The 26089-nt window shown below is 70.4% G+C and carries 28 protein-coding genes; 9 read left to right on the top strand and 19 right to left on the bottom strand.

From position 1 onward, the window contains the following. Positions 1 to 35 precede the first annotated feature (35 nt). Positions 36 to 866, bottom strand: coding sequence for an alpha/beta fold hydrolase (locus tag ACFYXH_RS26115; protein ID WP_389567480.1), 831 nt, complete (start codon positions 864 to 866; stop codon positions 36 to 38). 170 nt (positions 867 to 1036) lie between these two features. Here ACFYXH_RS26115 and ACFYXH_RS26110 point away from each other — a divergent pair, with 170 nt between their 5' ends. Further along, positions 1037 to 1921 (top strand): RNA polymerase sigma-70 factor, encoded by an 885-nt coding sequence (locus tag ACFYXH_RS26110; RefSeq protein ID WP_389567477.1) that lies wholly within the window; start codon positions 1037 to 1039, stop codon positions 1919 to 1921. 249 nt (positions 1922 to 2170) lie between these two features. After that, on the top strand, positions 2171 to 2935 hold the full coding sequence (locus ACFYXH_RS26105; protein ID WP_327322072.1) for a GntR family transcriptional regulator: 765 nt from the start codon (positions 2171 to 2173) through the stop codon (positions 2933 to 2935). Positions 2936 to 3022: 87 nt separating this feature from the next. Here the strand turns inward: ACFYXH_RS26105 and ACFYXH_RS26100 are convergent, their stop codons facing one another. Both ACFYXH_RS26100 and ACFYXH_RS26095 read right to left on the bottom strand, forming a co-directional pair. Beyond that, positions 3023 to 4180, bottom strand: a complete 1158-nt coding sequence (locus ACFYXH_RS26100) for an ROK family protein (RefSeq protein ID WP_362685570.1) — start codon at positions 4178 to 4180, stop codon at positions 3023 to 3025. 91 nt (positions 4181 to 4271) lie between these two features. Then, on the bottom strand, positions 4272 to 5561 hold the full coding sequence (locus tag ACFYXH_RS26095; RefSeq protein ID WP_389567471.1) for an ATP-binding protein: 1290 nt from the start codon (positions 5559 to 5561) through the stop codon (positions 4272 to 4274). 209 nt (positions 5562 to 5770) lie between these two features. On the opposite strand from ACFYXH_RS26095, the gene ACFYXH_RS26090 reads away from it, so the two are divergent. After that, complete coding sequence (locus ACFYXH_RS26090; protein WP_389567468.1) at positions 5771 to 6202, top strand: hypothetical protein; 432 nt, start codon at positions 5771 to 5773, stop codon at positions 6200 to 6202. Here ACFYXH_RS26090 and mug read toward each other — a convergent pair. From mug to ACFYXH_RS26075, 3 genes are read right to left on the bottom strand one after another with little or no spacing between them, the layout of a single operon-like run. Next, a complete protein-coding gene (gene mug / locus ACFYXH_RS26085) occupies positions 6199 to 6738 on the bottom strand; it encodes a G/U mismatch-specific DNA glycosylase (protein ID WP_389567745.1) in 540 nt (179 codons plus the stop codon). The two genes, ACFYXH_RS26090 and mug, sit on opposite strands and share 4 nt — an antisense overlap. Beyond that, positions 6735 to 8177, bottom strand: coding sequence for an adenylosuccinate lyase (gene purB / locus ACFYXH_RS26080; RefSeq protein WP_389567465.1), 1443 nt, complete (start codon positions 8175 to 8177; stop codon positions 6735 to 6737). Before purB ends, mug begins: the two co-directional genes overlap by 4 nt. A 59-nt stretch (positions 8178 to 8236) precedes the next feature. Next, positions 8237 to 9016: an SGNH/GDSL hydrolase family protein gene (locus ACFYXH_RS26075; protein WP_389567462.1), complete on the bottom strand. Its 780-nt coding sequence runs from the start codon at positions 9014 to 9016 to the stop codon at positions 8237 to 8239. Between the two features lie 58 nt (positions 9017 to 9074). Between ACFYXH_RS26075 and ACFYXH_RS26070 the strand changes: the two genes are divergently transcribed. Together ACFYXH_RS26070 and ACFYXH_RS26065 are read left to right on the top strand one after the other, a co-directional pair. After that, complete coding sequence (locus tag ACFYXH_RS26070) at positions 9075 to 10079, top strand: maleylpyruvate isomerase family mycothiol-dependent enzyme (RefSeq protein WP_389567459.1); 1005 nt, start codon at positions 9075 to 9077, stop codon at positions 10077 to 10079. Between the two features lie 50 nt (positions 10080 to 10129). Beyond that, entirely contained in the window at positions 10130 to 10381 is a 252-nt protein-coding gene (locus ACFYXH_RS26065; protein ID WP_327322066.1) for a holin, read from the top strand. On the opposite strand, the gene ACFYXH_RS26060 is transcribed toward ACFYXH_RS26065, so the two are convergent. The 5 genes from ACFYXH_RS26060 to ACFYXH_RS26040 all read right to left on the bottom strand — a co-directional run bounded on the left by ACFYXH_RS26060 (position 10378) and on the right by ACFYXH_RS26040 (position 16803). After that, entirely contained in the window at positions 10378 to 11391 is a 1014-nt protein-coding gene (locus tag ACFYXH_RS26060) for a hemolysin family protein (RefSeq protein ID WP_389567456.1), read from the bottom strand. The two genes, ACFYXH_RS26065 and ACFYXH_RS26060, sit on opposite strands and share 4 nt — an antisense overlap. Continuing rightward, the gene (locus tag ACFYXH_RS26055; RefSeq protein ID WP_389567453.1) at positions 11388 to 12725 is read right to left on the bottom strand and encodes a hemolysin family protein; all 1338 of its coding nucleotides are present in this window, start codon (positions 12723 to 12725) and stop codon (positions 11388 to 11390) included. The genes ACFYXH_RS26060 and ACFYXH_RS26055 overlap by 4 nt, the downstream gene beginning before the upstream one ends. Positions 12726 to 12886: 161 nt before the next feature. After that, positions 12887 to 13309: a GNAT family N-acetyltransferase gene (locus ACFYXH_RS26050; RefSeq protein ID WP_389567450.1), complete on the bottom strand. Its 423-nt coding sequence runs from the start codon at positions 13307 to 13309 to the stop codon at positions 12887 to 12889. A 109-nt stretch (positions 13310 to 13418) separates the two neighbouring features. Continuing rightward, positions 13419 to 15983, bottom strand: coding sequence for an ABC transporter permease (locus ACFYXH_RS26045; RefSeq protein WP_389567447.1), 2565 nt, complete (start codon positions 15981 to 15983; stop codon positions 13419 to 13421). Positions 15984 to 15990: 7 nt separating this feature from the next. Then, positions 15991 to 16803, bottom strand: a complete 813-nt coding sequence (locus ACFYXH_RS26040; protein ID WP_389567444.1) for an ABC transporter ATP-binding protein — start codon at positions 16801 to 16803, stop codon at positions 15991 to 15993. 164 nt (positions 16804 to 16967) lie between these two features. On the opposite strand from ACFYXH_RS26040, the gene ACFYXH_RS26035 reads away from it, so the two are divergent. After that, positions 16968 to 17252: an antitoxin gene (locus ACFYXH_RS26035; RefSeq protein ID WP_389567440.1), complete on the top strand. Its 285-nt coding sequence runs from the start codon at positions 16968 to 16970 to the stop codon at positions 17250 to 17252. Continuing rightward, positions 17249 to 17620, top strand: a complete 372-nt coding sequence (locus tag ACFYXH_RS26030) for a fic family toxin-antitoxin system, toxin component (RefSeq protein WP_362685531.1) — start codon at positions 17249 to 17251, stop codon at positions 17618 to 17620. The genes ACFYXH_RS26035 and ACFYXH_RS26030 overlap by 4 nt, the downstream gene beginning before the upstream one ends. A 19-nt stretch (positions 17621 to 17639) precedes the next feature. Here the strand turns inward: ACFYXH_RS26030 and ACFYXH_RS26025 are convergent, their stop codons facing one another. From ACFYXH_RS26025 to bioB, 5 genes are all read right to left on the bottom strand, one after another. Further along, entirely contained in the window at positions 17640 to 18314 is a 675-nt protein-coding gene (locus tag ACFYXH_RS26025) for a class I SAM-dependent methyltransferase (RefSeq protein WP_389567436.1), read from the bottom strand. A 62-nt stretch (positions 18315 to 18376) separates the two neighbouring features. After that, positions 18377 to 18730, bottom strand: coding sequence for a VOC family protein (locus ACFYXH_RS26020; RefSeq protein WP_327322057.1), 354 nt, complete (start codon positions 18728 to 18730; stop codon positions 18377 to 18379). Positions 18731 to 18734: 4 nt separating this feature from the next. Next, positions 18735 to 19448 carry a dethiobiotin synthase gene (gene bioD / locus ACFYXH_RS26015; RefSeq protein WP_389567433.1) on the bottom strand — a complete coding sequence of 238 codons (714 nt, stop codon included), beginning with the start codon at positions 19446 to 19448 and terminating at the stop codon, positions 18735 to 18737. A gap of 120 nt (positions 19449 to 19568) precedes the next feature. Further along, positions 19569 to 20864, bottom strand: coding sequence for an adenosylmethionine--8-amino-7-oxononanoate transaminase (locus ACFYXH_RS26010; RefSeq protein ID WP_389567430.1), 1296 nt, complete (start codon positions 20862 to 20864; stop codon positions 19569 to 19571). Further along, the gene (bioB, locus tag ACFYXH_RS26005; protein WP_389567428.1) at positions 20857 to 22008 is read right to left on the bottom strand and encodes a biotin synthase BioB; all 1152 of its coding nucleotides are present in this window, start codon (positions 22006 to 22008) and stop codon (positions 20857 to 20859) included. Before bioB ends, ACFYXH_RS26010 begins: the two co-directional genes overlap by 8 nt. A gap of 145 nt (positions 22009 to 22153) precedes the next feature. Between bioB and ACFYXH_RS26000 the strand changes: the two genes are divergently transcribed. Next, positions 22154 to 23299, top strand: coding sequence for an 8-amino-7-oxononanoate synthase (locus ACFYXH_RS26000; RefSeq protein WP_389567425.1), 1146 nt, complete (start codon positions 22154 to 22156; stop codon positions 23297 to 23299). Here ACFYXH_RS26000 and ACFYXH_RS25995 read toward each other — a convergent pair. Further along, positions 23292 to 23498, bottom strand: coding sequence for a DUF397 domain-containing protein (locus ACFYXH_RS25995; protein ID WP_389567422.1), 207 nt, complete (start codon positions 23496 to 23498; stop codon positions 23292 to 23294). The two genes, ACFYXH_RS26000 and ACFYXH_RS25995, sit on opposite strands and share 8 nt — an antisense overlap. Positions 23499 to 23511: 13 nt before the next feature. Beyond that, positions 23512 to 24369 (bottom strand): helix-turn-helix domain-containing protein, encoded by an 858-nt coding sequence (locus tag ACFYXH_RS25990; RefSeq protein ID WP_389567419.1) that lies wholly within the window; start codon positions 24367 to 24369, stop codon positions 23512 to 23514. 278 nt (positions 24370 to 24647) lie between these two features. Between ACFYXH_RS25990 and ACFYXH_RS25985 the strand changes: the two genes are divergently transcribed. Further along, positions 24648 to 25079: an ATP-binding protein gene (locus tag ACFYXH_RS25985; RefSeq protein WP_362685504.1), complete on the top strand. Its 432-nt coding sequence runs from the start codon at positions 24648 to 24650 to the stop codon at positions 25077 to 25079. A gap of 17 nt (positions 25080 to 25096) precedes the next feature. Here the strand turns inward: ACFYXH_RS25985 and ACFYXH_RS25980 are convergent, their stop codons facing one another. Then, complete coding sequence (locus ACFYXH_RS25980; protein WP_389567415.1) at positions 25097 to 26008, bottom strand: LysR family transcriptional regulator; 912 nt, start codon at positions 26006 to 26008, stop codon at positions 25097 to 25099. Positions 26009 to 26089 lie beyond the last annotated feature (81 nt).

Genomic DNA, 26089 nt, shown 5'->3' with positions numbered 1-26089 from the left:
GCGCTGCGCTCGGCTCGGGCGTGTTCAGGGGGCGGTCAGCGGCTGCCGTCCAGGATGACGCGCGCGACGAGCGCGGGGTCGTCGTTCATGGGGACATGGCCGCAGCCGGGCAGCCGCACGAGCCGCGCCCCCGGGATGGCCTGCTTGGCCCTGATGCCCTGGCGGCGCAGCAGCAGCCGGTCCTTCGTTCCCCAGCCGATGGTGACCGGCACGTCGGGCACATCGTCGGTGAACAGGACGTAGCGGCCGGCGGCGAGTGTCTGATGAAAGCCGGTGGCGTCGCGGAGCGCGAGAGTCTCGGCGACGGCCGCCTCGGGTGAGCGCCGGCCGGGCCGGGCATAGATGCTGCTGGTCAGCGCCGCCCGCCCGGCGGCCGTCCGGGACAGCCGCTCGATCAGCGGCAGCGGCATCGACCGTGCGCCGAGCCGCATCGCGCGCAGCGTCGTGAAGGCGTAGCGCCGCTCCGCCTCGGTCCAGAAGCCGGCGGGCGAGAGCGCCGTCACCGACCGTACGAGCTTCTCGCGCCCCAACTCCAGGGCGAGCAGCCCGCCGAGGGAGTTTCCCACGACATGCGGACGCTCGATCTTCAGCTCCTCGCAGAGCGAGCCGAGCACCGAGCCCACGGTGGTGAGATCGTAGGACACGCCGTCGGGCAGTGCCGGGGAGGTGCCGAAGCCGGGCAGGTCGACGGCGATGACATCGCGTTCGGCCGCCAGGATCCCCAGCACCGGCTCCCAGGCCTGCCAGTGGTGCCCGATGCCGTGGAGCAGCAGCAGCGGCTCACCCGCCCCGGCACGCTCGTACGCGACGGACAGCGTGCGGCTGCCCCGGGGGGACTTGATGGAGAACGAGATCTCTGCGGCCATGCTGCTGCTCCCTGTTGTCGCCCGGTCGCCTGTTTTAGACAGCCCGTCAGTAACAATTACCGCTCAGTAGCTTCGAGTTCAAGTGGGCAGGCGGGGCCGACCGGGGACTGTGCCGTGCGACGCACCTGAACTGCCTGGACAGCCGGTGCGAGGTCGGTTGGGATGGACGGGTGGCAGCAGACATCGTGACTGACGTATTCGAAGAGCACCGGCCCGTTCTGACCGGCGTGGCGTACCGCATGCTCGGCCGGGTGGCCGACGCCGAGGATGTGGTGCAGGAGGCCTGGCTGCGCTGGTCGGCCGAGGGGCGCGGCGACGTCCTGGAGCCACGCGGCTATCTCGTGAGGATCACCACCCGCCTCGCCATCGACCGGCTGCGGCACGTCCGGTCGCGGCGGGAGGCGTACGTCGGCCCCTGGCTGCCGGAGCCGATCGCCACCGACTTCGGGTACACGGTCCCCGACACCGCCGAGCGGGCCGTCCTCGCCGAATCCGTATCACTTGCCGTCCTGGTCGTCCTGGAGGCGCTGTCGCCGCTGGAGCGCGCGGTCTTCGTGCTGCGCGAGGCCTTCGGATTCCCTTACGGCGAGATTGCGACCACCCTCGACCGGACCGAGGCGGCGGTACGGCAGCTCGCCGGCCGGGCGCGTAAGCATGTCGAGGAGCGCAAGCCCCGCTACGACGTCGACCCCACCGAACGCCGCGATCTCACCGAGCGCTTCCTGGACGCCGCGTCAGGCGGTGATCTGAAGGCGCTGCTGTCCCTGCTGGCGCCCGATGTGCGGCTGGTCGGCGACAGCGGCGGCAAGTCCAAGGCACCGCTGCGCGTCATGCAGAGCGTGGACAAGGTCGGACGCTTCCTCTTCGCCGTCGCGCAGCAACCGATCCAGGACATGGAGCTCCGCTTCGTCGAGCTCAACGGAGGCCCGGCGCTTCTCGTCCTGTCCGCCGGAAAGCCGGACACCGTCCTCCAGTTGGAAGTTCTGGACGGACGGATCCAATGCGTCTACATCCAGCGCAACCCTGACAAACTCGTCTCGCTCGTTTCTGCGTAGAACCGTCGCGTCGCACGTCAGACCCCGTGTCCGTATCGGACGCGGGGTCTTGTGCTGCCTGCGTTTCACAGGGCGACGAACACCCTGTGAACGCTCTGCGAATCCGGTTCGTTCCACTGCGTAACCGGCGCAGGATTGGTCTTGACCAAGGGGGTGCGCCGTCCTATGGTCGCAGGGATAGTGCAGGAACCTTTAATAAACAAGGGCGCGGAATAGCCGCTGCTGACACAGCGATTGCGGAGGATCAGGGTGGGGACCACGCAGCTGGAAACAGTGCCGGAGCCTAAGTACTGGCACCTCAAGACCGTGCTCGGCGAAGCGCTCGACTCGGACTTCGAGGTCGGTGAGATCCTTCCGAACGAGCGTGATCTCGCCGCTCGCTTCGGAGTCGCCCGCGCCACACTCCGGCAGGCGCTCGAACAGCTCGAGCTGGAAGGCCGGTTGCAGCGACGCCGGGGCGTCGGCACGACCGTCGCACCGCCGCGCATGGGCGTCGACGTCTCCACCACCGAGCCCGCCTGGCCCAGCACCGGCCAGGACGCCTGGCAGTCCGTCGACTGCACGACAGTGGTGCCGCCCCAGGCGGTGGCGCGTCTGCTCGAGACGGACACCGGCGAAGAGACGTACACGGTGCGCAGGCTGCGCGTCAGCCGTGGCCAGTCCGTCGCGGCCGAGCTGCTGTATGTGCCGGTCTCGTCCGTGCCCGAGCTCTCGGCGATCGACGCGCCGTCCGGACCCGCCCGCGCCCGTGGCGTACTGCGTGAACTCCAGCGCCTCGAGCTCGAGGGCCAGGACCGCGCGGTGGAACTGGGCTCGGCGCGCGCCGACGACGCCAAGGAGCTCGACCGGCTGCCGGGCGCGCCCGTCCTGGTCGTCACCACCCGCTACTTCTCCGAGGGCAGGACCGCGGCCGTCTCGGTGGCCACTTACCGGGCCGACACCTGCCGGCTCACCTTCGGGGACTCCGGCGATCTGGAGATCAGCCACCACGAGCAGGAACGCCGCGCTTCCTGAGTCTCACCTCTGCATACGGCCCGTTGCTTCATACGGCCCGTCGCTTCGTACGCCCGTCTTCATACGGCCCGTCGCCCGAGTTCGCGCTCAGCGGCGGGCCGTCACCGTTCCCTCGACGGCGAAGAGCTGCTCCTCGACATGGTCCAGCGCCAGGCGCAGTGCGCCGGTCGCCACGGCCGCCTCGCCGAGCAGTGAGAGCGTCACCCGCGGCGGGCGCAGACAGTAGCGGGACAGCTCGTCGCGCAGTGGATCGAGTACGCCGTCGAGTCCGGCCGCCCAGCCGCCGATCACCACCAGCTCCGGATCGAGCGCCAGCACCAGCGCCGCCACATCGTGCACCAGACGCTGGATGAACCGCTGGACCGCGGCCTGCGCGCGGGAATCGCCCCGCTTGGCCAGGGCGAAGACATCGGCCACGGCCTGCTCGTCGAGGGGATGCAGCGGCTCGTCCGTCGTGGACAGGAGCTTCTCCGGGGTCACTTCGCGGCCCAGCAGATGCAGCGCCCCGATCTCGCCGGCCGCGCCGCCGAAGCCGCGGTGCAGCCGTCCGCCGATCAGCGAACCGGCGCCCGGGCTGAGCCCCGCCAGCACGAAGACGATGTCGTCGGACTCGGTCGCGGCTCCCTTCCAGTGCTCGGCGACCGCGGCGGCATTGGCGTCGTTCTCCACCAGCACCGGACAGCGGAACGACCTGCGCAGCCGCTCGCCCAGCGCCAGGCCGGTCCAGCCCGGCAGCGCGGTCCCCAGCCGTACGGTGCCGTCGGCCTCCACGATGCCCGGGGAGCCGACCCCGACCGCGCGCAGGCTGCTGCGCGCGACACCGGCGCGCCGCAGTACATCGGCGACGACCAGCCGCACCCGTTCCAGCCGTTCGTCCTCGGAGGCCGTCTCGGACACATCCCGGGACCCGGCGCCGATGACGCGCCCGTCCAGACCCGACAGCAGTGCCGCCACCCGGTGCGATCCGATTTCGACGCCCAGCAGATGACCGGCCTCGGCGCGGAACCTGAACCGCCGGGCCGGACGTCCCTGACGGCGCGCGCCACCCTCCTCGAGGACGCTCTCGACGACCAGTCCGGTCTCCATGAGGCCCTCGACGACACCTTCGACCGTTGGCCGGGAAAGGCCTGTGATGCGGGTCAGATCTGTGAGCGTGGGGCAGTCAGCGCCCCGCAGTGCATGGAGTACCACCGCGGAGTTGATTCGCCGCAGCAGCGACGGATCTCCGCCGGTCAGCCGCCCCACCGTGTGTCCTCCCAGCCCGAGCACGTGTCTGGCCGGATCGTACTCGTTGACAGCAGAGGCGGCGAGTGGTGTACGGGGCGGCTGACTCGCCTCAGAACCGGGCGTGGGCGCTGATGTCGGCGCCGAACTGCTCGATCATCGCGGGCGTCACGGTCGGCCGGCACTGGGCGATGGCCGCCAGATAGTCCTTTGTGCTCGCGCCGAGCGCCCGTTGATCGCCCGTACCCCTGCCGATCGTCTCCAGATCCCGCTCGAACGCGCACTGGGCGGCGATCCGGGCCGCATGCTCGATGTCCGCCGGAGTGAACAGGTCGGTCGCCGCCACCAGTACCGTCACATCCACGTCGGACCGGCCGTCCGTGTACCGGGACCAGATCGCCGCCCGCGCCGCCTCGTCCGGGGTGCCGATCGGGATCAGATAGTCGAACCTGCCGGGCCGCAGGAAGGCCGGGTCGAGGGTGCGGATGGAGTTGGTGGCGCACACCAGCAGACGCTCGTCCCGTTCCCGGAAGCCCGGTATGAGCTTGAGCAGTTCATTGGTCACACCGTGCATCCCGCCGGGCTGTGCGGGCTCCGTGCGGACCGGTGCGATCTCCTCGACCTCGTCGATGAAGACGAGCACCCGCTCGAGCTCCGCGATCCGTGCGAACGCGCTGCGCAGCGCCGCCGCGAGATTGCCCTCGTCGGCCAGCCGGGAAGGCAGCAGTTCCACGAACGGCCAGCCGAGCTTGGAGGCGATGCCCCGGGCGAACGTGGTCTTCCCGGTCCCGGGCGGACCGAACAGCGCGATGGCCCGCGGCGGCCGCACCCCGTGCCGCGCGGCTCGCTCCGGCTCCGCCAGCGGCAGGACGACGCGTCGCTCGATCAGGTCCTTCTCCGCCTCCATGCCGGCCACCTTGGCCCACAGGTCGTTCGGCAGGAACCGTCCGCCGAGGTCCTCCAGCAGACTGGCTGCGGGGCCGTGCAGCGGCTCCACCTTCTCGAAGTAGGCCACGGCGGGCTGCCGCGTGTAGCCCGCGTTGAGCAGCCCCTCGCCGAGGAGCTCCTCCTCGGGCAGCACATAGGCGATACGGCCCACCCGGGCGGCGACGAGCCGCCGCTCCAGCTCCACCAGGAGTGCGCTGGCCAGTCCACGGCCGCGCCAGGCCGAGGAAATGGCGATGCGCATCACCCAGGCACGCTCACCGGCCACACAGGCGAGCGCCGCCCCGATGGGGACGCCCTGGTGAACGGCGACGACGGCGGGCTGCCGGGAGGTGAGCGCACCGATGCATTCGGCGAGTGAGAAGACGGACTCCTGGCCGAGTTCGGCCGTGGTGTCGATCAGGTGGACCACTGCCGCGAGATCGCTCTCGCGGTAGTCGTGGATGAGCCAGTTCATCGGTACCGCCCCTCGTTCGTGCTGTTCCGGTGAGGCTAGGGGCGATGATGCGGCGGGTCCTGCGCCACTGTGCACAAACCCGGGCGGGAAACTCGACGTTCCGTCTCTGGCCGGGGCCGCACCCGTTGGTGGCCGGATCCTGCGCCGTAGGCCCGTTGCGGCGGCCTGACGGACTGCCAGTTGTCAGTGCCTGCCGGTTTACTGGAGGCATGACCACGGCACAGCACCTCGACACGATCGACTTGCTGCGCTCCCGGGGGTTCCCCGCGGAGCCCGGCCCGTCGGACGTCGGCACCGAAGGTCCGGGATTCCATATCGCGGAGCTGAACGGGCATGTCGGACAGGGCGCGGACAGCGACGCGGATGGGGAGACGGACGCGGAGACGGACGCGGAGCAGCGCGCGGCCGAACACGAGGCCTTGCTGGACGCGCTCACGCAACGCTGGGGCGAGCCCGACTACTTCAGTCTCACCGGTACTGGGTTGCGCGCCGACGCGGACGAGGATGTGCCGGAACCGTGGCTCCGGCTGAGTGCGCTGCTGTCGTATCTGCATCTGTGGCGGATCGACGACCGCTGGATCGCGATAGGCGCCTCCGAGACTCAACTGCTGGCGGTCGTGACCGCGACAGATCCGCTCTAGGATGCCTCGGCGGCAGACCGCAGCCTGCCGAACTCCTCGGCCATCGTCTGCGCGGTCCAGTGGGCATTGAGCCCGCTCGGGTTGGGCAGCGCCCAGATCCTCGTCCCACCGATAGTGCGCTCCTGCCGCCCGATCTGTGCCTTCTTGTCGCCGAAAGCCGTGCGGTAGGCCGTGACGCCGACGACCGCCAGCCACCGCGGCCGCAGCCGCTCCACCTTGGCGGTGAGCAGCCGCCCGCCCTCGCGGAACTCCTCGTCGCTCAGCTCGTCGGCGCGCGCCGTTGCCCGCGCGACGACATTGGTGATGCCGAGACGGTGGTCGAGCAGCTTCTCCTGCTCCGCGGGCCTGAACTGATACGGCGTGAACCCCGACAGATGCAGCACCGGCCAGAACCGGTTGCCGGGCCGGGCGAAGTGATGGCCCGTCGCCGCCGTCATCAGGCCGGGGTTGATGCCGCAGAAGAGCACGGACAGGCCGCCCGCGACCACATCCGGAACGATGCGGTCGCGGGCGGCCTCGAGCTCGTCGGGGGTCAGAGGATCGACCCCGGGGTGTAACCGGCGGCCTCCGGGTGCTGCTTGACGATCTCCTCGATACGGGAGACCACCGCCGTCACCTGATTGCCGGCCGCGCCGGTGAACGACAGCTTGTCGGCCATCAAATCGTCCAGCTGCGCGCGGTCCAGCGGGATCCGCTCGTCAGCGGCGAGCTTGTCGAGCAGCTCGTTGCGCTCGGCGCCCTGCTCGCGCATCGCCAGCGCCGAGGCGACCGCGTTCTCCTTGATGGCCTCGTGTGCCACCTCGCGGCCCACCCCGGCCCGCACCGCGGCCATCAGGACCTTGGTCGTGGCGAGGAACGGGAGGTACCGGTCCAGCTCACGGGCGATGACGGCGGGGAACGCGCCGAACTCGTCGAGCACCGTCAGGAACGTCTCCAGCAGCCCGTCGAAGGCGAAGAACGCGTCGGGCAGCGCCACCCGGCGCACCACCGAGCAGGAGACGTCGCCCTCGTTCCACTGGTCGCCCGCCAGCTCGCCCGTCATCGACGCGTAGCCGCGCAGGATGACCATCAGGCCGTTGACGCGCTCGCAGGAGCGGGTGTTCATCTTGTGCGGCATCGCGGAGGAGCCGACCTGGCCGGGCTTGAAGCCCTCGGTGACCAGCTCGTGCCCGGCCATCAGCCGGATCGTCTTGGCGATGGAGGACGGCGCGGCGGCCAGCTGCACCAGTGCGGAGACGACGTCGTAGTCGAGCGAGCGGGGGTAGACCTGGCCGACCGAGGTGAAGGCGTGGGCGAAGCCCAGATGCCCGGCGATGCGCTGCTCGAGCTCCGCGAGCTTCGCGGCGTCCCCGCCCAGCAGGTCGAGCATGTCCTGCGCGGTGCCGACCGGGCCCTTGATGCCGCGCAGCGGGTAGCGGCCGAGCAGGTCCTCGAGCCGTCCGTACGCCACCAGCAGCTCGTCGGCCGCGGTCGCGAAGCGCTTTCCGAGCGTCGTGGCCTGCGCGGCGACATTGTGCGAGCGCCCGGCCATGACCAGCTCGGCGTACTCACCGGCAAGCTTGCCCAGGCGCGCCAGCACCGCGACGGTGCGGTCGCGCATCAGCTCGAGCGAGAGCCGGATCTGCAGCTGCTCGACGTTCTCGGTCAGATCGCGGGAGGTCATGCCCTTGTGGACCTGCTCATGGCCCGCGAGCGCGTTGAACTCCTCGATCCGCGCCTTCACATCGTGGCGGGTGACCTTCTCGCGCTCGGCGATCGACGCCAGGTCGACCTGGTCGAGCACACGCTCGTAGTCGGCGAGCGCGGCCTCGGGCACCTCGATGCCGAGGTCCTTCTGGGCGCGCAGCACCGCGAGCCAGAGCTGACGCTCCAGTTTCACCTTCTGCTCGGGGGACCACAGGACGGCCAGCTCCGCAGAGGCATAGCGGCCGGCCAGGACATTGGGGATGCGAGGCTTCGCAGACACAGCAGTCACGTAACCAGATTCTACTGGCGGTTTCTGCAGGCCAGCGCCGCGGTCCCGGTTGTAGGTTGCTACGAGAGCGGCGGCTCGTACGGCAGCAGCTCGGGCCGCTTCGCCGGCCGGCCGTCACCCGAGGAGCGCCCTGTCAGCCGCCGCCCGATCCACGGCCCCAAGTACTGGCGCGCGAACCGAAGATCGCCGACCCGCCGCGAGGCCCAGCCGGTCCGCACCACGGGCGGCAGCAGAGCCTGCCAGTCGTCCTCCGCCTCCAGGCCCAGCTTCTGCCAGACGGCCTCGGCGACCCGCCGGTGCCCCTCGGCCGTCAGATGCAGCCGGTCCACGTCCCACAGCCGCTGATCGCCGAGCACCTCGGACCCGTACAGATCCACCACCAGCGCACCGTGCCGGGCGGCCAGCTCGTCGACGTACGTGAACAGCTCCTCCATGCGGGGGCGGAACCGTTCCATCACCGGCCCGTTGCGGCCGGGGCTGCGCATCAGCACCAGCTGCTTGCAGGACGGCGCGAGCTTCTCCACGGCCTCCTCCAGGAGCCCGTGCACCCGTCCCATGTCGTACTTGGGCCGCAGCGTGTCATTGAGCCCGCCCACCAGCGTGACCACGTCCGCCTGCATCGCGGCCGCCACGTCGACCTGCTCGTCGACGATCTGCCCGATGAGCTTTCCGCGCACGGCGAGATTCGCGTAGCGGAAACCAGGGCCGCGTGCCGCAAGCCGGCCCGCGAGGAGATCCGCCCAGCCACGGTACGAGCCGTCGGGCAACAGGTCGGACATGCCCTCGGTAAAGGAATCGCCTATCGCGACAAAACTGGTGTAGTTGGCATTCATCTCCATGGCGGAGTGATCCTACCGCGCGGTAAGGTCCCCCGGTTCCGTACCAGGAGGGAGCCCCGTGAGTGACGCGCTGCTGAACGCGCTGGCCGAGGCGCTGGCCGACGTTGTGACCACGATCGACACCTGCGACGAGGATGTGCTCGACCCGGACACCGCGGTGAAATGGCTGGAGACGACCGGGTATCTGCTCGACCGGCTCTCGCCCGCCGACCGCCGTGCCCTCTCCGCACTCCTGCGCCGCGCGGCAGCGCGGCAGCCCGACGGGGCCTGGCGGGAGGATCTGCTGCGGATACCCGAGGGATTCGGCCTCGACGACGATCAGCACGAGCTGTACTGCGACGCCATCGAACAGCTGGTGCGCCGGTTCGTCGAGACCGTACGGGACGTGGACCCCGCCACGCCCGTGCCCAGCTGCCCCGGCTGGACCTTCGCCGACCTCGTCAGGCACCACGGCACCACGCACCGCTGGATGGAACATCTCGTACGGACCCGCGCCGCCGAGCGCGTCTGGTCGCGGGATGTGCCACTCGAGCTTCCCGACGACCCGAAGGCTTACCCGCAGTGGCTGGCCCGCAGCGCCGAGGCCACGCTGCGCACTCTGCGTACCGTCGATCCCGAGACGCCGATGTGGTCCCACGGCGCCGACCAGCGTGTGCGCTTCTTCCCGCGCCGGCTGCACTTCGAGGCCGTCGTCCATCTCGCCGACGCCGAACTGGCCCTGGGCCTCGAACCTCGCATCCCGGCGGGCACGGCGGCCGACGGCATAGAAGAGTTCCTGGAGAATCTGCCGTACTTCTCCTGGCTCGCCGGGCCCGTCGGCGTCCTGGCGGACGGCTCGGTCCGGCTGTCGGCCACGGACACCGGCGCCAGCTGGACGATCACCTTCGGGCAGGCCGGTTTCGGCTGGACGAAGAACGCGGCGGAGGCCGCCGTCGGCGTCGAGGCGGCGGCGGACGATCTTCTGCTGCTCGTCCACGGGCGCCTCCGCGCGGACGACGAGCGCTTTGGTGTCTTGGGCGATCGAGCGGTTCTGGACGCCTGGCTGGGCGCGACCGCGCTCTAGATCTGACGCGAGGGCTGTCGGCACGGTGCGTTCCGCAGTATGTCCAGAGCATGTTCACTGCAGACTTCTGGAAGGCCACGGCGGAACGCGCCGTCCGCACCTTCGCCCAGTCCCTTGTCGCCGTCCTGACGGCCGGTGCGACGAACCTCTTCGACGTCGACTGGCTCGCCGCCCTCGCCACCGCGGGGCTGGCCACCCTCCTCGCTGTCCTCACCGCGATCGGCGCCGCCACAGCAGGACGGCCCGGCCCGGGTCTCACCGAGACCACGGAGCGGGCCGTCAAGGCCACAGAGGCGCGCTAGCGAGGCCGGCCGACCAGCTCGCGCAGTACGTCCTCCATCGTCACCAGCCCCACGGGTGTGCCGTTGTCGTCCACGACGGCCGCCAGGTGGGTACGGCTGCGCCGCATCGCGGTCAGCACATCGTCGAGCGGCGTCGTCGCCCGCACCCGCGCGATCGGACGCATCGCCGTGACCGGAAACGGCTGGTCGCGCGGCGTCGCGTCCAGCGCGTCCTTCACATGGAGATAGCCGAGGATCCGGTTGTTCGAGTCCACCACAGGGAAACGGGAGAACCCGGACTCCGCCGCCAGCCGCTCCAGCTGCTCGGGCGTGGTCCCGACCCGGGCGTACACCACCTGCTCCACCGGTACCACGACGTCCCGCACCGGCCTGCGCCCCAGCTCCAGCGCATCGCGCAGCCGTTCGGCCGAGCGGTCGTCGAGCAGCCCGGCATCGCCGGCGTCGCGCACCAGCCGTGCCAGCTCGGCGTCCGAGTAGGTGGCGGCCACCTCGCCCTTGGCCTCGACCCGCAGCAGCTTCAGCAGACCGTTGGCGAAGGCGTTGATGGTGAAGATCACCGGGCGCAGTGTCCGGGCCAGCGTGACCAGCGGCGGGCCGAGCAGCAGCGCGGACCGCGTGGGCTCGGCCAGTGCGATGTTCTTCGGCACCATCTCGCCCAGGAGCATGTGCAGATACGTCGCCACGGTCAGCGCGATCACGAATGAGATGGGGTGGACCAGGCCGTGCGGCACACCCACCGCGTTGAACACCGGCTCCAGCAGATTCGCGATGGCGGGCTCGGCGACGATGCCGAGCACCAGGGTGCAGAGCGTGATGCCGAGCTGGGCCGCCGCCAGCAGCGCCGAGACATGCTCCAGGCCCCAGATGACGCTGCGCGCCCGCCGGTCCCCGGACTCTGCCGCCGGCTCGATCTGGCTGCGGCGCACCGAGATCAGGGCGAACTCGGCGCCGACGAAGAAGGCGTTGACCACCAGGGTCAGCAGGCCGATGAGGAGCTGGATCGCGGTCATCGTCCGGCCTCCTCTGTCCCGTCGGCCGACGGGAGCGGCGCGTGCAGCAGCACGCGTGCTGCCCGCCGCCCGGAGGCGTCGACGACGTCGAGCCGCCAGCCCTCCAGATCGATCCGGTCGCCCTCGGCGGGGATGCGCCCCAGCTCGGTGGCGATCAGACCGGCGAGCGTCTCGTACGGTCCTTCCGGCACCCGGAGGCCGATCCGCTCCAGCTGGTCGGTCCGGGCCGCTCCGTCCGCCGACCAGAGGGAGCGTCCGTCCGCGTCCTCGCCCGCCGGAACCAGGTCCGGTGTCTCGTGCGGATCGTGCTCGTCGCGCACCTCGCCGACGACCTCCTCCACGATGTCCTCCAGCGTCACGACACCGGCCGTACCGCCGTACTCGTCGATGACGACGGCCATTGTGTTCTTGCCGGAAAGCCGGTCCAGCAGCCGGTCCACCGTCAGCGTCTCGGGCACCAGCAGCGGCTCGCGCATCAGCTTGGAGACCGGGTGACGCGGACGGCGTTCGGCCGGCACCGCAAGGACGTCCTTGATGTGCGCTATGCCGACGACGGTGTCCAGGTTGCCCCGGTAGACCGGGAAGCGGGACAGCCCGGTCGCGCGCGTGGCGTTGGCGACGTCCTCGGCGGTGGCCTGCACTTCGAGGGCCGTGACCTGGACCCTGGGGGTCATCACATTCTCGGCGGTCAGCTCGGCCAGCTTGAGGGTGCGTACGAACAGCTCGGCGGTGTCCGCCTCCAGTGCGCCCTCCTTCGCGGAGTGGCGGGCCAGGGCGACCAGTTCCTGCGGGCTGCGGGCGGAGGCCAGCTCTTCGGTCGGCTCCATGCCGAGTCGGCGCAGGATGCGGTTGGCGGTGTTGTTGAGATGGCTGATGAAGGGCTTGAAGGCGGCGGTGAAGACTCGCTGCGGAGGGGCCACAACCTTCGCGACGGCGAGCGGCGACGAGATGGCCCAGTTCTTCGGGACCAGCTCGCCGACGACCATCAGTACGACGGTGGACAGCGCGGTACCGATGACCAGGGCCGCCGACGAGGCCACGGAGGGGGAGACGCCGAGTGCCTCCAGCGGTCCGCGGATCAGCTTGGCGATCGACGGCTCGGAGAGCATGCCGACGACCAGGTTGGTCACGGTGATGCCGAGCTGGGCCCCGGAGAGCTGGAAGGTGAGGCTGCGTACGGCCTTGAGCGCGCTCGCCGCCCCGCGCTCGCCGCGCTCGGCGGCCCGTTCGAGATCGCCGCGTTCGACCGTGGTGAGGGAGAACTCCGCCGCGACGAATGCTCCGCAGGCGACCGAGAGCAGCACCGCCACGAGGAGCAGGAGCACTTCGGTCATCGGTTCACCTCCGTCCCATGATCGGGCAGGGGCAGGAGGAATGCGCGATGTCGGCTACTGGGAGGCTCGCCCATGGACGGACGCTCACACCTTTCGTACGGGGGTGAATGGTTCACCCATGGTAAAGGACCGGCAAAGTGGGTCGGTGTGGCGGCGGCCGCCTACGCGAACGGCTTCACCCAGCGGCGCCAGTGGTCCTCGCGGTGGTAGCCGGCCGCGGCCCACGCCCCCTGGGCCCGCTCGTTCGCCTCCAGCACCATGGCGTCGCCGCGCCTGCCGCCCACGGCCAGAAAGCGCTGCTCGGCCGCTTCGAGCAGTGCCGTCGAGATCCCCCGGCGGCGGTGGGAGGGCAGTACGGCCAGCCGGTACAGCGAACAGCGCCAGCCGTCGTACCCGGCGATCACCGAGCCGACCACCACGCCGTCGGACTCGGCGAGGATCAGCGCCTCCGGGTCACGCTCGATGAGCCGGGTGACCCCGTCCACGTCGTCCGTGATGCTCGTGCCCTCCGCTGCTTCCTTCCAGAAGGCGAGGATGGCCTCCGCCTCGTCCGTCGCCGCGGTGCGTATATACAGGTCGGTCATGATCCGGAGCCAAGCACGGCCGGGGTGGGCCTGTCACCGACTTTCAGCGTTCGAGACACCCCGCGCGACGCCGCCGGTCAGATGTCGCGGGTCACCCTCCCGCAGCTGCCTATTCGTGCGCGATGGCGGCCAGCACATTCATCCGCGAGGCGCGCAGAGCCGGCAGTACCGCCGCCGCGAGCCCGACCACCACCGAGCCGATCACGACCGCGACGATCGTGCCCCACGGCACGGCGAACGCCTTCAGCCCTTCCAGTGCCAGCACTTGCTGCACCGCCACGCCCCACACCATGCCCAGGGCCAGCCCGAGCAGTGCTCCGAAGACCGCGATCACGACGGACTCCAGCCGGATCATGCGTCGCAACTGGACCCGGGAGAGCCCGATGGCGCGCAGCAACCCGATCTCGCGGGTCCGCTCCACCACCGACAGCGCAAGGGTGTTGACCACACCCAGCACCGCGATGACGATCGCCAGACCCAGCAGCGCGTACACCAGATACAGCATCACGGCGATCTGCTGCCGGATCAGTTCCTTGTAGTCGGCCTGATCCCTGACCTGCACCTGCGGATAGCGGTCGAGCGCCGTTTCCAGGCCCTTGCGCAGCTCCTTCACATCGCTGCCGCTCGCGGCGTTGACGTACAGCGCGGCGTCCTGCCCGCCCGGCAGATACTTCTCCACGGTGGAGAGCCCCATGAACAGGCCGCCCTCCATCCCGGGGCCGCCGCTCTGGTCCATGTCGGTGAGCGCCCCGACCGTCAGCCGGGCCTTGTGCCCGCCAGGGAACTCGGCCGGCAGTACGGAGCCGATCCGCACTGTGTGGTCAGCCGCGTACTTCCGGTCCATGGCGATACTGTCCGGCGCCAGCGCCGCCGCCGTGTCCCCGCTCGCGTAGGTGATCCTGGCAGCCTCGTCCAGCTGCGGGTCGTAGCCCGAAGCCGTCGACTCCACCCGCTTCCCGTCCGGAAGGTTCAGCGCGACCGGCGCGAAGCGCTGCCGCACGACTGTGCCCGCGCTCTCGACACCCTGCACCTTTTCCGTGATCTCCTGCGGAAACGGCATGAAGTTGCTGTTCTGTACGACGAAGTCGGCACCCAGCGTCTTGTCGATCTGCTCGTCGAAGGACTTGGTCATGGAGGCGCTGGCGATCGAGAGCCCGCCCACCAGCGCCAGGCCCACCATCAGCGCGGCGGCGGTGGCGCCGGTACGCCGCGGATTGCGCAGCGCGTTGCGCTGGCTCATCCGGCCGACCGATCCGAAGATCTTGGGGAACGCCCCGCCCAGCACCCGGATCACCGGCCGTACCAGCAGCGGCCCCGCCACCACCGTGGCGATCAGGGTCAGCACCACGCCGAGGCCCAGCAGCGAGGACGCGGTGGCGGTCTTCTCGCTCACCGCGCATCCGGCGAGCGCGGCCGCGCCCGCCGCGGCGACCACCGTCCCCACGATCGCACGAACCCTCAACGGCCGCCCCACACCGGCGACTTCGGCATCCGCGAGCGCGGCCATCGGAGAGACCCGGGCCGCTCGCCGGGCCGGCAGATACGCGGCCACGAAGGTGACACCCACGCCGACCGCGTACGCGGACACCGGCGTCCCCACGCCCACCACCATCTCGGCGGCGCTCAGATTCATCCCGAGCAGCCCCATCAGCTCGATCAGCCCGGCCGCGAGCCCGATCCCGGCGGCCAGCCCGAGCGTCGATCCGACCAGGCCGAGCAGCAGCGCCTCGGTGAGGACCGACCGGCGCACCTGGCGGCGGTCGGCGCCGAGCGCCCGCAGCAGTCCCAGCTCACGGGTGCGCTGCGCGATCAGCATGGAGAAGGTGTTGACGATCAGGAAGATGCCGACGAGGACCGCGACACCGGCGAAGCCGAGCATCACCCACTTGATGACATCGAGGAATCCGCCGAGTTGGGCGGCGGCCGACTCGGCCTGCTCGTCGGCGGTCTTGAGCTCGTACGCATCACCCAGCTCGGCGGCGATCCGCTGCTTGAGCGTCGCATCGCTCACCCCCTCCTCGGCGTCCACCGAGATCGAGCTGGCCACGCCGGGCCGGCCCAGCAACTTGGTCTGGGCCGTAGGAGTGTCCAGGAAGACCAGCGCGGCACCGGGGTTGGTGGTGGTGAAGGTCGCGATGCCGACGATCTCGACCTTGAACGAGCCGGGCTGTGCGAGCACGGTGAGCGTGTCCCCGATGCGCACCTTCTTCTTGTCGGCGGTGTCCTTGTCGAGCAGCGCCTCGCCAGGCCCCTTCGGTTCGCGCCCGCTGGTCAGCTTCACCGGACTGCGTTCGGTGACATACCAGTTGGTGGCGATGGTGGGTGCGCCGGTCGTCGGCCCGACCGCCTTGTTCGTGGAGTCGACGACGGTGATGTTCTCCACGGCCGCGTCGATGTGGGTGGCCTTGACCCCGTCGACCGAGCCGATACGGTCCGCGAGACCGGCCGGGACCGTCCGTACGACTCCGGTCGGCAGACGCTCGTCGATGCCCTCCTTCGCCGCGACGGTCACATCCGCGGATGTGGAGGCGAAGAGCCGGTCGAAGGTGCGGGAGACGGTGTCCGAGAAGATCAGACTGCCGCTGACGAAGGCCACCGACAGGAGCACCGCCAGCGCCGACAGCAGCAGCCGTCCCTTGTGCGCGAAGAAACTCCGCAGCGTCGCCTTCAGCATCGTGGCCTCAGCTCTTGTGCAGGGCGTCGGAACCCGGGGTCTGGGGGGATGCCCCGGAGAAGAGGCGCATGCGCTCCAGCACGGCCTCGGCGGTCGGGTCCGGCATCACATCCACGATCCGTCCGTCCGCGAGGAACAGCACCAGGTCCGAATGGGCGGCCGCGCCAGGGTCGTGCGTCACCATCACCACCGTCTGCTCCAGCCGGTCGACGGCCTCGCGCAGGAAGGCGAGCACCTCCGCGCCCGCGCGCGAGTCGAGGTTGCCGGTCGGTTCGTCGGCGAAGATCAGCTCGGGGCGGGAGGCGAGCGCACGGGCACAGGCGACCCGCTGCTGCTGCCCGCCGGAGAGCTCGGCCGGCCGGTGGTTGAGCCGGTCCCGCAGCCCGAGGGTGTCGATGACCTGATCCACCCACTGTCGGTCGGGTTTACGCCCGGCGATGTCCATGGGGAGCGTGATGTTCTCTGCGGCGGTGAGTGTGGGCAGCAGATTGAACGCCTGGAACATAAAGCCGATCCGGTCCCTGCGCAGCCGGGTGAGCTCACGCTCCTTCAGGCCGGTGATCTCCGTGTCGCCCAGCCAGACCTGGCCGGCGGAGACGGTATCGAGGCCGGCGAGGCAGTGCATCAGCGTGGACTTCCCCGAGCCGGACGGGCCCATGACCGCGGTGAACCGGCCGCGCGCGATGTCGACATCGACCGCGTCCAGGGCGCGCACGGTCGTCTCGCCCGTGCCGTACGCCTTGGTCAGGGCCCGCGCCCGGGCGGCGAGCGGCGCATCCGCGGCGTGGTCGTGGGTGGGTGCAGTGGCAGGTGTGGACAAGGCTGCCTCCCGGGTCGTAGCCGCTCCAACTCCCGTACAGGAGGCGAGAGTAGAGGGGGTGTGCGGGTGTCGGTATCCCCCGGAGGTTCGGTCCTCGGGGTCCATGTAAGGGGCACTTGACGGACCCCTTGCCGGTGCTAGCGTTCTGGCGCTAGCTTGATGGTGTGGCGAAGACTCAGTTGAATGTACGCGTGGACGAGACCACCGCCGAGGCAGCGCGCCAGCGGGCCCTTCAGCGCGGGATGAGCGTGAACCGCTACATCGAGGAACTCGTCAAGCAGGACGCGGGTGAGGTGGGACGTACCTTTGTCGAGGCGGCGTCCGACTTCATGAAGCAGTACGAGTCCGTGTTCGCGGAGGAGTTCGGCGAGTTCGGCGCGGGTGACGGCTCGGGTAAAGGCGCGGGCGAGGACAAGGACACAGGCACCGGCCGCGCAGGCAAGCGTTGAACCTCTCGATCGACCTCGCCTGGCTGCTCATGGTCGCCGAGCACAAGACCCCCGGCGATCCGCAGGTCACCGACTGGGGCGCGCTCGTCGCCGCCGTCAGCCGTCATGAGGCGGAGATATTCGGCATCGCCGTCTACAGCGACCCGCATGCCAGGGCCGCCGCGCTGCTCCAGCTGCTGCTCCATGTGCCCGCGCTCGAGCACTCCAACGCCATGTTCGCCTCGGCCGTCGCCTACGGCTATCTCGTCGCCAGCGGGCTGAAGGTGGTCACCTCGCCGGAGCAGGTGCGGGACCTGGCACGGCTGGTCAAGCAGGGCAAGGCGGACGTCAGGGCCATCGCCGACGAGCTGCGGCAGTGGCGCGGGTGAGCGCCTGACCAGGCCTGGCTCAGTCACCGACGGGCCGCCGTGCCACGCCGAGGACGCAGGAGGACGCAGGCGTCCTCGGCCCCTTCTCCGGCACCCGCAGTCTGCGGTACATCCCGAGATCGAAGCCGGCGGCCTCGATCTCGGCGATGGTGTCCCGCGCGGTGTGACAGCCGCCGAAGAGCAGCGGCCAGACCGTACGGTCGAGGACGCGCTGGGTCTTCGCCATGGTCCGGCCATCGGCCAGCCCGTGCTCGAAGAACCGCAGTTCACCGCCGGGCCGCAGGACTCGTCTGATCTCGGAGAGCGCCCGCCGCACATCCCGTACGGAGCACAGCACCAGGGACACCACGGCCGCGTCGTACGCCTCGCTCTTGACCGGCAGCGCCTCGGCCGCGCCCGGCACCACGTCCACCGGGACATCGGCGCGCTGCGCGGCGTCCACCGCCAACTTCCGCAGGGTGCGCTCGGGTTCGATCGCCACCACCTCGGAGACCGCCGACGGATAGTGAGCGAAGTTCAGACCGTTGCCCGCGCCGATCTCGATCACCCGGCCCGAGAGACCGGACAGCAGCTCATGGCGGTAGGTCGCGATTCCCGCTCTGACGTCCGCCGGCACACTGAATTTGGCGTAGACGCGCGAGAAGACGGGATGGTGGACGGCGTCCCGGGGCACTTTGGTGCTGCGCACAGGCATCGCGGGCCTCCTTGGGACGGACGAGCCGGTCACATCGCCATTCTCCCCCCGTACGGCGCCAGTCAGCCGCTCGAGCCGCCGACGAAACAGAACTCGTTTCCCTCCGGGTCCCGCAGAACCTGGAACCGTCCCTGGTCGTCGGTCACGACCGCCCCCACCCGTACGGCGCCGAGCCGTACCGCCTCGACGGCCGCGGCGTCGACGTCGCCCGCGTCGAGATCCAGGTGAAGCCGGTTCTTGACGGACTTGCCCTCGGGGACGCGCTGGAAGGCGACCCGTACGAAACCGGGCGGTTCGATGTACGACCAGTCGGCGCTGCGGTCCACCGGTTCGCCGCCCAGCAGCTCCGCCCAGAAGCGGACAAGCCGCGCGGGGTCGTGGCAGTCGAAGACGATCTCGTCGATCCGTGCACGCATGAGGTCAGCGTACGGCGGCGGTGAACGCGTCGGCGTTCCAGTCGCCGCCGAGCGTGGGCGCGAGCCAACTGGCGGCCCGCGCCCGGAACTCGGCCGGAGCCAGCGCGGCGGCCCCTTGCGGCACGGCCCCGAGGAGCGGCGCCCCGGCTGCCTCGGGCAGCTCCGCGAGATTGCATCGCGCGGCCAGATCCGGCTCGGCGGGCCAGCTGCCGACGACCACCCCGAGCTGCTCCAACTCCCGCGCGCGCAGGGCCTCCCCGGTCAGCGTGGTGGCATTGAGCGTCCCCAGCCCGGCAGGTACGACGACCAGCAGCGGCGCGCGGAGCAGCCCCGCGACATCGGCGAGCGTCGCCCCCTCCTCGTCGAGCCGCACGAGCAGGCCGCCGGCCCCTTCGAGCAGGACCAGGTCGTGCTCCGTGGTCAGCTTCTCCACGACCTGGACGATGTCCCGCGGCCGGACGGCGTCCATCCCGGCGCGCAGCGCGGCGGTCGCGGGAGCAAGAGGCTCGGGATACCGCGCGATCTCAACCCCGCTGACATGTCCGGCGAGCCGCACCACCTCGTCCACGTCGCCCGCCTCGCCGGGAGCCACCCCGGTCTGCGCGGGTTTCACCACGGCCACGGACGCGCCTCGCCCCCGCGCGACCGCGGCGACGGCGGCGGTGACGACGGTTTTACCGATCTCGGTCCCGGTCCCGGTGACGACGATGACTGCCATTGCTACGCCTCTGTCTCTCTGTTCACCTGCACGCCCTGCGACTCAGGCCCCGCGCCGCGAGCCCGGGGGCGTCAGCCCCCGCAACCCTCTCCCGGGTCCGGGGCGGAGCCCCGGCTCCGGTCAGCCCGCCGACGCCGCCGCGGTCACGGCACGGCAGACCCGGGCCAAGTCCTCGTCCCCCGTCACATACGGCGGCATCACATAGACCAGGTCCCGGAACGGCCGCAGCCACACGCCCTCCCGTACTGCCGCCGCCGTCGCCGCCTCCATGTCCACCTCGTGGTCCAGCTGTACGACACCGATCGCGCCCAGCACACGCACTTCCTTCACGCCCGGCCGCGCCTCGACCCCGGCCAGCCCGTCCCGCAGGCCCGCCTCAAGCCGTTTGACCTCCTGCTGCCAGTCCTGGCCGAGCAGTAGGTCGATCGACGCGCACGCGACCGCCGAGGCCAGCGGGTTCCCCATGAACGTCGGGCCGTGCGCCAGGACCGGGACCTCGCCGCGCGAGATGCCGTCGGCCACCCGTGAGGTGCACAGCGTGGCCGCCATCGTGAGATAGCCGCCGGTCAGCGCCTTGCCCAGGCACATCACATCCGGCGAGACACCCGCGTGTTCCGCCGCGAAGAGCGCACCCGTACGTCCGAACCCGGTCGCGATCTCGTCGAAGACCAGCAGGACCCCGTGCTCGTCGCAGGCCTCCCGCAGCACCCTCAGATACTCGGGGGAGTGGAACCGCATCCCGCCGGCGCCCTGCACCACCGGCTCCACGATCACCGCGGCGAGCTCGTCCGCGTGCCGCGCGACAAGCTCCCGAAGGCCCGCCGCGTACGACTCCTCGAACTCCGCCGGCGGCGCCTCCGCGAAGATCTGGCGCGGCAGCACCCCCGACCACAGCCCGTGCATCCCACCCTCGGGGTCGCACACGGACATCGGCTGCCAGGTGTCCCCGTGGTAGCCGCCGCGCCAGGTCAGCAGCCGCTGCTTGGCCGGCCGGCCCACCGAGCGCCAGTACTGCAGGCACATCTTGACCGCGACCTCGACCGACACGGAGCCCGAGTCGCAGAGGAAGACATGCTGCAGTGGCTCGGGCGTGATCTCGACCAGCCGGGTGGCCAGCCGCACGGCGGGCTCATGGGTGAGGCCGCCGAACATCACATGACTCATCCGCTCCAGCTGGCCGTGTGCCGCCTCGTTGAGGACCGGGTGGTTGTAGCCGTGGATCGCCGACCACCAGGACGACATGCCGTCGATCAACTCGCGCTGCCCGTGCACCGGTTCGGCCAGCCGCAGCCGTACGCCGGACGCGGACTCCACGATCAACGGGTCCGTACGGCCCGGCATGGGGCCGTACGGATGCCAGACATGGGCCCGGTCCAGCGCCAGCAGCTCGCGGGGGCCGTAACCGGACTCAGGCATTGGGCGCGAGATCCGTACCGGCGCCCCGGCGGCGTACCGCCACCAGGTCCGTACGCGCTGCCGGGACCTCGGACGAAGTCTCCGCCGGAGTCTCGGCGGCAGCAGCGTCACCGCCACCGCACACCGACGCGCAGCCCCCGCCCCGGTGCTCGGGCAGCGTCGTCGTGTCCGTGCCCTCCACCTCGAAGCCCGCGTCCGCGATCATGTCGAGGTCGGCCTTGCCCGCCTGGCCCTCGCTGGTCAGATAGTCGCCGAGGAAGATCGAGTTGACCAGGTTCAGCGCGAGCGGCTGCATCGAGCGCAGATGCACCTCGCGGCCGCCCGCGAGCCGTACCTCGACGTCGGGGCAGACGAACCGCGTCATCGCGAGAATCCGCAGGCAGCGCTGCGGGGTGAGGTTCCACTCCTTGGCGAGCGGTGTGCCCTCGAAGGGGATCAGGAAGTTCACCGGCACCGAGTCCGGGTCGAGCTCGCGGAGCGAGAAGACGACGTCGACCAGGTCCGCGTCGCTCTCGCCCATGCCCGCGATCAGCCCGGAGCACGCGGAGAGACCCGCGGCCTGGGCCTGGTGCACCGTGTCCACCCGGTCGGCATAGGTGTGGGTGGTGGTGATGTCCCCGTATGTCCCCTCGGACGTATTGAGGTTGTGGTTGTACGCGTCGGCGCCCGCGTCCCGCAGCCGCTCCGCCTGCCCGTCGGAGAGCAGCCCGAGACAGGCACAGACCTCGACGCCCTCGTTCTGCTCCTTGATCGCCTCGATGGTCTTCGAGACCCGGTCGACATCCCGGTCCGTCGGGCCACGGCCGCTCGCGACCAGGCAGACCCGCTTCGCGCCCCCGGCCACACCGGCGGCCGCCGCCTGCGAGGCCTCATCGGGCTTCAGCCAGGTGTACTTGAGGATCTCCGCCTTGGACCCGAGCCGCTGGGAGCAGTACGAGCAGTCCTCGGGGCACAGTCCCGACTTCAGATTGACGAGATAGTTCAGCTTCACCCGCCGTCCGAACCACTGTCGGCGCACCTTGCCGGCCGCGGCCACCACTTCGAGCAGATCGTCGTCGGAGGTCGCCAGCACGGCGAGCGCTTCTTCACGGGTCGGCAGCTCGCGCCGCAACCCCTTCTCCACCAGCGTGTTCAGCAGGTCCATGGTCCAGATCCTGACGTATGGCACATGCCGCGGCCAAGGAGGAACTGCACAACAGAGCATGTTTGAGGTGTGTGCATGGCCACATCCGTTCCTCGAGCCGGTCCGGTTAGGGTCTGTGCGCTGCCTACAAAAGGACCGGACCACCATGCCCCAGGATCCTTTCGAGTGGATCGACGACGAGTCGCGCCGCCGTGAGCGCGCCGGCCTCGTGCGTACGCTCCGGCCGCGCGCCGCGGACTCCGAGCTGCTGGATCTCGCCAGCAATGACTATCTGGGCCTGACCCGCCGCCCGGAGGTCACCGAGGCGGCAGCCGAGGCGGCCCGCCGCTGGGGAGCGGGGGCCACCGGCTCCCGGCTTGTCACGGGCAGCACCGCACTCCACGCCGAGCTCGAGCGGGAACTGGCCGCCTTCTGCGGATTCGAGGCCGCCCTCGTCCTGTCGTCCGGGTATGCCGCCAACCTCGCCGCCGTGACCGCGCTGAGCAGCCGCGGCTCGCTGATCGTCTCCGACGCGGGCAACCACGCCTCGATCGTCGACGGCTGCCGGCTTTCGCGCGCGGAGACCGCGGTCGTCACGCACGCGGATGTCGATGCCGTACGCAAGACACTCGACGCGCACTCCGGGCAGCGGGCCCTCGCGGTCACCGACTCGGTCTTCTCGGTGGACGGCGACGCCGCGCCGCTGCCCGGCCTGGCCGACGCCTGCCGCGAGCACGGTGCCGCGCTGCTCGTCGACGACGCGCACGGTCTCGGTGTACTCGGCGATGGCGGCCGCGGAGCGCTGGCCGCCGCAGGCATCGCGGGTCACGACGGCGTCGTCGCCACGCTGACCCTGTCCAAGTCCCTCGGCAGCCAGGGCGGAGCGGTCCTCGGCCCGGCGCGGGTCATCGATCACCTGGTCAACACCGCGCGCACCTTTATCTTCGACACGGGCCTGGCTCCCGCCGCGGCGGGAGCCGCCCTGGCGAGCCTGCGGTTGCTGGGCCGCGAGCCCGAGCTGGCCGGCCGGGCCCGCGCGGTCGCCGGGATGCTTCACCGCAGGCTGTCGGAGGCCGGGCTGACCGCCGCACGTCCGGACGCGGCCGTGGTCTCCGTGCGGGCGCCGTCACCGGAGGCCGCTCTGCGCTGGGCCGCCGACTGCCGTACCGCCGGGCTTGTCGTGGGCTGCTTCCGGCCGCCGTCGGTGCCCGACGGCATCTCCCGTATCAGGCTCACGGCCCGGGCGGATCTGACGGATCAGCAGGTCGAGTCGGCGATCGCCACGATCACCGGGACTGCGCCGGTCAGTTGACGCTCCCTTCGTGGAGCGCGCCGAGGAAGCGCGACCAGGCCGCCGGGGAGAAACACAGCGCTTGACGTTCGATGTTCTTCGAGTCCCGTACGGCGAGAGTGTCGTCGGGCAGCCGGGCCGCCTCGACGCAGTTGTTCATTCCCGTGCTGCGGCTGCTGCGCCGCCACGTTGAGCCGTCCTGTACGAGGCAGTCGGACATGGGGGGTGCCTCCCTACGAGCCGTCACTGATCCGGGCGATGAGATCCAATGAGTCCTCGGGTGCAAGGGCCCGCGCCTGCATCGCGTGGAAGGCGGCGCAGTACACCTCGAGGTCTTCCTTCCGCTCGAGGTAGAGGCTACTCGTCAAGTGGTCGAGAACAACCACGTCCAGATCAGAAGTGTTCGGAAAAGAGAAAATAACGAAAGGACCCGTGAGGCCGACATAGCCGCCGACCGAGAACGGCAGTACCTGCAGCCGCACATGGGGCAGTTGTGCCGTCTCCGCCAGCCCTCGCAATTGTTCGCGCATCACCTGCCGGCCCCCGACCTCGCGCCGTAGCACCGCCTCGTCGAGCACCGCGCTCAGCTCCAACGGCTTCTCCGCGCGGAGTACCGACTGGCGGGTCAGCCTCACCTCCACCAGCGAGTTCACCGTCGTGGCGGGCAGATCCGCCAGTGCCGCCCGGGTCACCGCGCGCGCATAGTCCGGGGTCTGCAGCAGCCCGGGCACCACCGAGGTCTCCAGCGTCCGCGCGGCGCAGGCCTGGTCCTCCAAACTGATGAAGTCCCGGTACTCGGGCGGGAGCAGCCCGCGGTACGCATGCCACCAGCCGCTGCCCATGCCGTCGGCCGCACCCGCCAAGGTCTCGAGCAGCGTGCGCAGTTGAGGATCAGCCACTGTGTACACATCCAGCAGCAGGGTCACATCCGACGCCTTGACCCCGCTGATACCGGTCTCGATCCGGCTCACCTTCGACTGGTGCCAGCCGGCGAGTTGTGCGGCGTCCCGGCTGGTGAGGCTCGCGGCCAGGCGCAGCCTCCGCAACTCCTCGCCGAGCTTGCGGCGGCGTACCGCGGGACCGTGCTGCATCGCCCGCTCCTTCCCGTCCTTCCGGCTTGCTGTCCTTCCGGCTGTACTTCCGTCGCACTGACCTTCCGGCCGGGACCAAAGTGCGGGTCTCTGCCCAAATACGGTCTCGCGTAGCAGAGTTCACTGCTTCGAGCGACAGATATATGCATATCTTGGTGGATCGCCGCCCTCGACGGCACGATCAGTGGCACTCTGGCGCGAAGCGCAATCCGTGGCCGCCCTCGCATTTCATCCGCTACGAGTCGGAGCCGGCCCGGTGGGAAAGGGACAGCGTCGCCATGGCAGACCATCAGGAAGCCTCCGTCACCCTGCCGAGCGATCCAGCCTCGGTCTCCGCCGCCCGGAGATACGCCACAGACGTCATCGCCGAATGGGGTCTGCCCATCGAGACCGAGGCCGTCGACACGGTGCGGCTGATCGTGTCCGAACTCGCCACCAATGCCGTCCAGCACACCTTCGGCCAGTCGCCGACCTTCACCGTGGACCTCCGTCTCGATCGGGACGAGCAGCTTCGCATCGGCGTCACCGACAGCCACCCGCGCTGGCCGCAGCGGCTGCCCGCAGCCGTACGCCAGGACAACGGCCGCGGCATGGTGATCATCCGCAGCCTGACCGCCGAGTGCGGCGGAGAGCTCTCCGTCGCACCGACCCCCGAGGGCGGCAAGACCGTGTGGATCGCCCTGCCGTGGATCGTCCCGGTCCAGAACTGATCACCGCTGTCCGGCAGTCAGCTCCCCGCGCGGCCGAACGCGCCACGCAGCAGAGCCCGCAGCGAATCGGCCGCGGGAGACGATTCCTCGCCCCGATGTGCGACCGAGATCGTCCGTCGGAAGTCCGCCGGCTCCAACTGCCGTACACCGAGCGGCGTCGCGGCCATCGCGGCGACCATCTCCGGCACCACCGCCACGCCGAGCCCCGCACTGACCAGCGCGCACACCAGCGCATAGCCCGGTGACTCGACCACCACAGCGGGAGTCGCCCCGGCCCGCGCCAACGCTCCTTCCACGCCCTTGCGCGGCGGATGCGAGGGTGCGCTGCTGATCAGCGGCTGTCCTGCGAGATCGGCCACCGGCAGCCTGCTCGAGCCGCCCGCCAGCGCATGACCGGGCGCCGTCACCAGCACCAACTCCTCCACGAGCAGTGGTTCCAGAACCACCCCCGACGGCGGTGGAGCCGGCTCGGCCGGTTCGTACGCATGCGTCAGCGCCAGATCGACATCGCCGGCCGCCACCGCCAGGACCCCGCCCGGCGGCTCGTACTCCGCGACGGTCAGTTCCACATCCGGATGGGCCCGGCGGAAGGCGCTCAGAACCGGCGGCAGCAGATGGATGCCGACCGTGGTGAAGGTGCCGACGCGCAGGCGTCCGCCGGAGAGACCGGCCAGCCGCGCCAGCTCGTGCCGTGCCCGGTCCATCTCGTCCAGCACTCGGCGGGCCCGTGCTGCCAGCAGCTCGCCCGCGGCGGTCAACCGTGCCCCGCGATGGTGCCGCACCAGCAGGGTCGCCCCCGCCTCCCGCTCCAGCTTGGCCAGCTGCTGGGAGAGCGCGGGTGCGGTGTAGCCCAGTCGGGCGGCGGCGCGGGTGATCGAACCGGCCTCCGCGACCGCCACCAGCGCCGCCAGCCGCGTCGGGTCGTACATGCCACCTCTTAAGCATTGCTTTAGGCAGACCATGAAGATTGCAAGTACACGTTAAGGCCTGTGCAGGTCCAGGATGGCGGG

It is taken from the genome of Streptomyces sp. NPDC002730 (genome assembly GCF_042888805.1).
In the GTDB taxonomy this organism is placed as follows: Bacteria; Actinomycetota; Actinomycetes; order Streptomycetales; family Streptomycetaceae; genus Streptomyces.
Note: the sequence above shows the minus strand (reverse complement) of the source record. Positions and strands in the feature narration are given on the sequence as shown.

Bases quoted from the DNA above. Each gene is read 5' to 3' on its own strand.
- ACFYXH_RS26115 (WP_389567480.1), bottom strand. From the start codon at position 866: ATGGCCGCAGAGATCTCGTTCTCCATCAAGTCCCCCCGGGGCAGCCGC.
- ACFYXH_RS26095 (WP_389567471.1), bottom strand. From the start codon at position 5,561: ATGAACTGGCTCATCCACGACTACCGCGAGAGCGATCTCGCGGCAGTG.
- ACFYXH_RS26090 (WP_389567468.1), top strand. From the start codon at position 5,771: ATGACCACGGCACAGCACCTCGACACGATCGACTTGCTGCGCTCCCGG.
- ACFYXH_RS26075 (WP_389567462.1), bottom strand. From the start codon at position 9,016: ATGGAGATGAATGCCAACTACACCAGTTTTGTCGCGATAGGCGATTCC.
- ACFYXH_RS26065 (WP_327322066.1), top strand. From the start codon at position 10,130: ATGTTCACTGCAGACTTCTGGAAGGCCACGGCGGAACGCGCCGTCCGC.
- ACFYXH_RS26060 (WP_389567456.1), bottom strand. From the start codon at position 11,391: ATGACCGCGATCCAGCTCCTCATCGGCCTGCTGACCCTGGTGGTCAAC.
- ACFYXH_RS26055 (WP_389567453.1), bottom strand. From the start codon at position 12,725: ATGACCGAAGTGCTCCTGCTCCTCGTGGCGGTGCTGCTCTCGGTCGCC.
- ACFYXH_RS26050 (WP_389567450.1), bottom strand. From the start codon at position 13,309: ATGACCGACCTGTATATACGCACCGCGGCGACGGACGAGGCGGAGGCC.
- ACFYXH_RS26045 (WP_389567447.1), bottom strand. From the start codon at position 15,983: ATGCTGAAGGCGACGCTGCGGAGTTTCTTCGCGCACAAGGGACGGCTG.
- ACFYXH_RS26025 (WP_389567436.1), bottom strand. From the start codon at position 18,314: ATGCCTGTGCGCAGCACCAAAGTGCCCCGGGACGCCGTCCACCATCCC.
- ACFYXH_RS26020 (WP_327322057.1), bottom strand. From the start codon at position 18,730: ATGCGTGCACGGATCGACGAGATCGTCTTCGACTGCCACGACCCCGCG.
- bioD (WP_389567433.1), bottom strand. From the start codon at position 19,448: ATGGCAGTCATCGTCGTCACCGGGACCGGGACCGAGATCGGTAAAACC.
- ACFYXH_RS26010 (WP_389567430.1), bottom strand. From the start codon at position 20,864: ATGCCTGAGTCCGGTTACGGCCCCCGCGAGCTGCTGGCGCTGGACCGG.
- bioB (WP_389567428.1), bottom strand. From the start codon at position 22,008: ATGGACCTGCTGAACACGCTGGTGGAGAAGGGGTTGCGGCGCGAGCTG.
- ACFYXH_RS26000 (WP_389567425.1), top strand. From the start codon at position 22,154: ATGCCCCAGGATCCTTTCGAGTGGATCGACGACGAGTCGCGCCGCCGT.
- ACFYXH_RS25995 (WP_389567422.1), bottom strand. From the start codon at position 23,498: ATGTCCGACTGCCTCGTACAGGACGGCTCAACGTGGCGGCGCAGCAGC.
- ACFYXH_RS25990 (WP_389567419.1), bottom strand. From the start codon at position 24,369: ATGCAGCACGGTCCCGCGGTACGCCGCCGCAAGCTCGGCGAGGAGTTG.
- ACFYXH_RS25985 (WP_362685504.1), top strand. From the start codon at position 24,648: ATGGCAGACCATCAGGAAGCCTCCGTCACCCTGCCGAGCGATCCAGCC.
- ACFYXH_RS25980 (WP_389567415.1), bottom strand. From the start codon at position 26,008: ATGTACGACCCGACGCGGCTGGCGGCGCTGGTGGCGGTCGCGGAGGCC.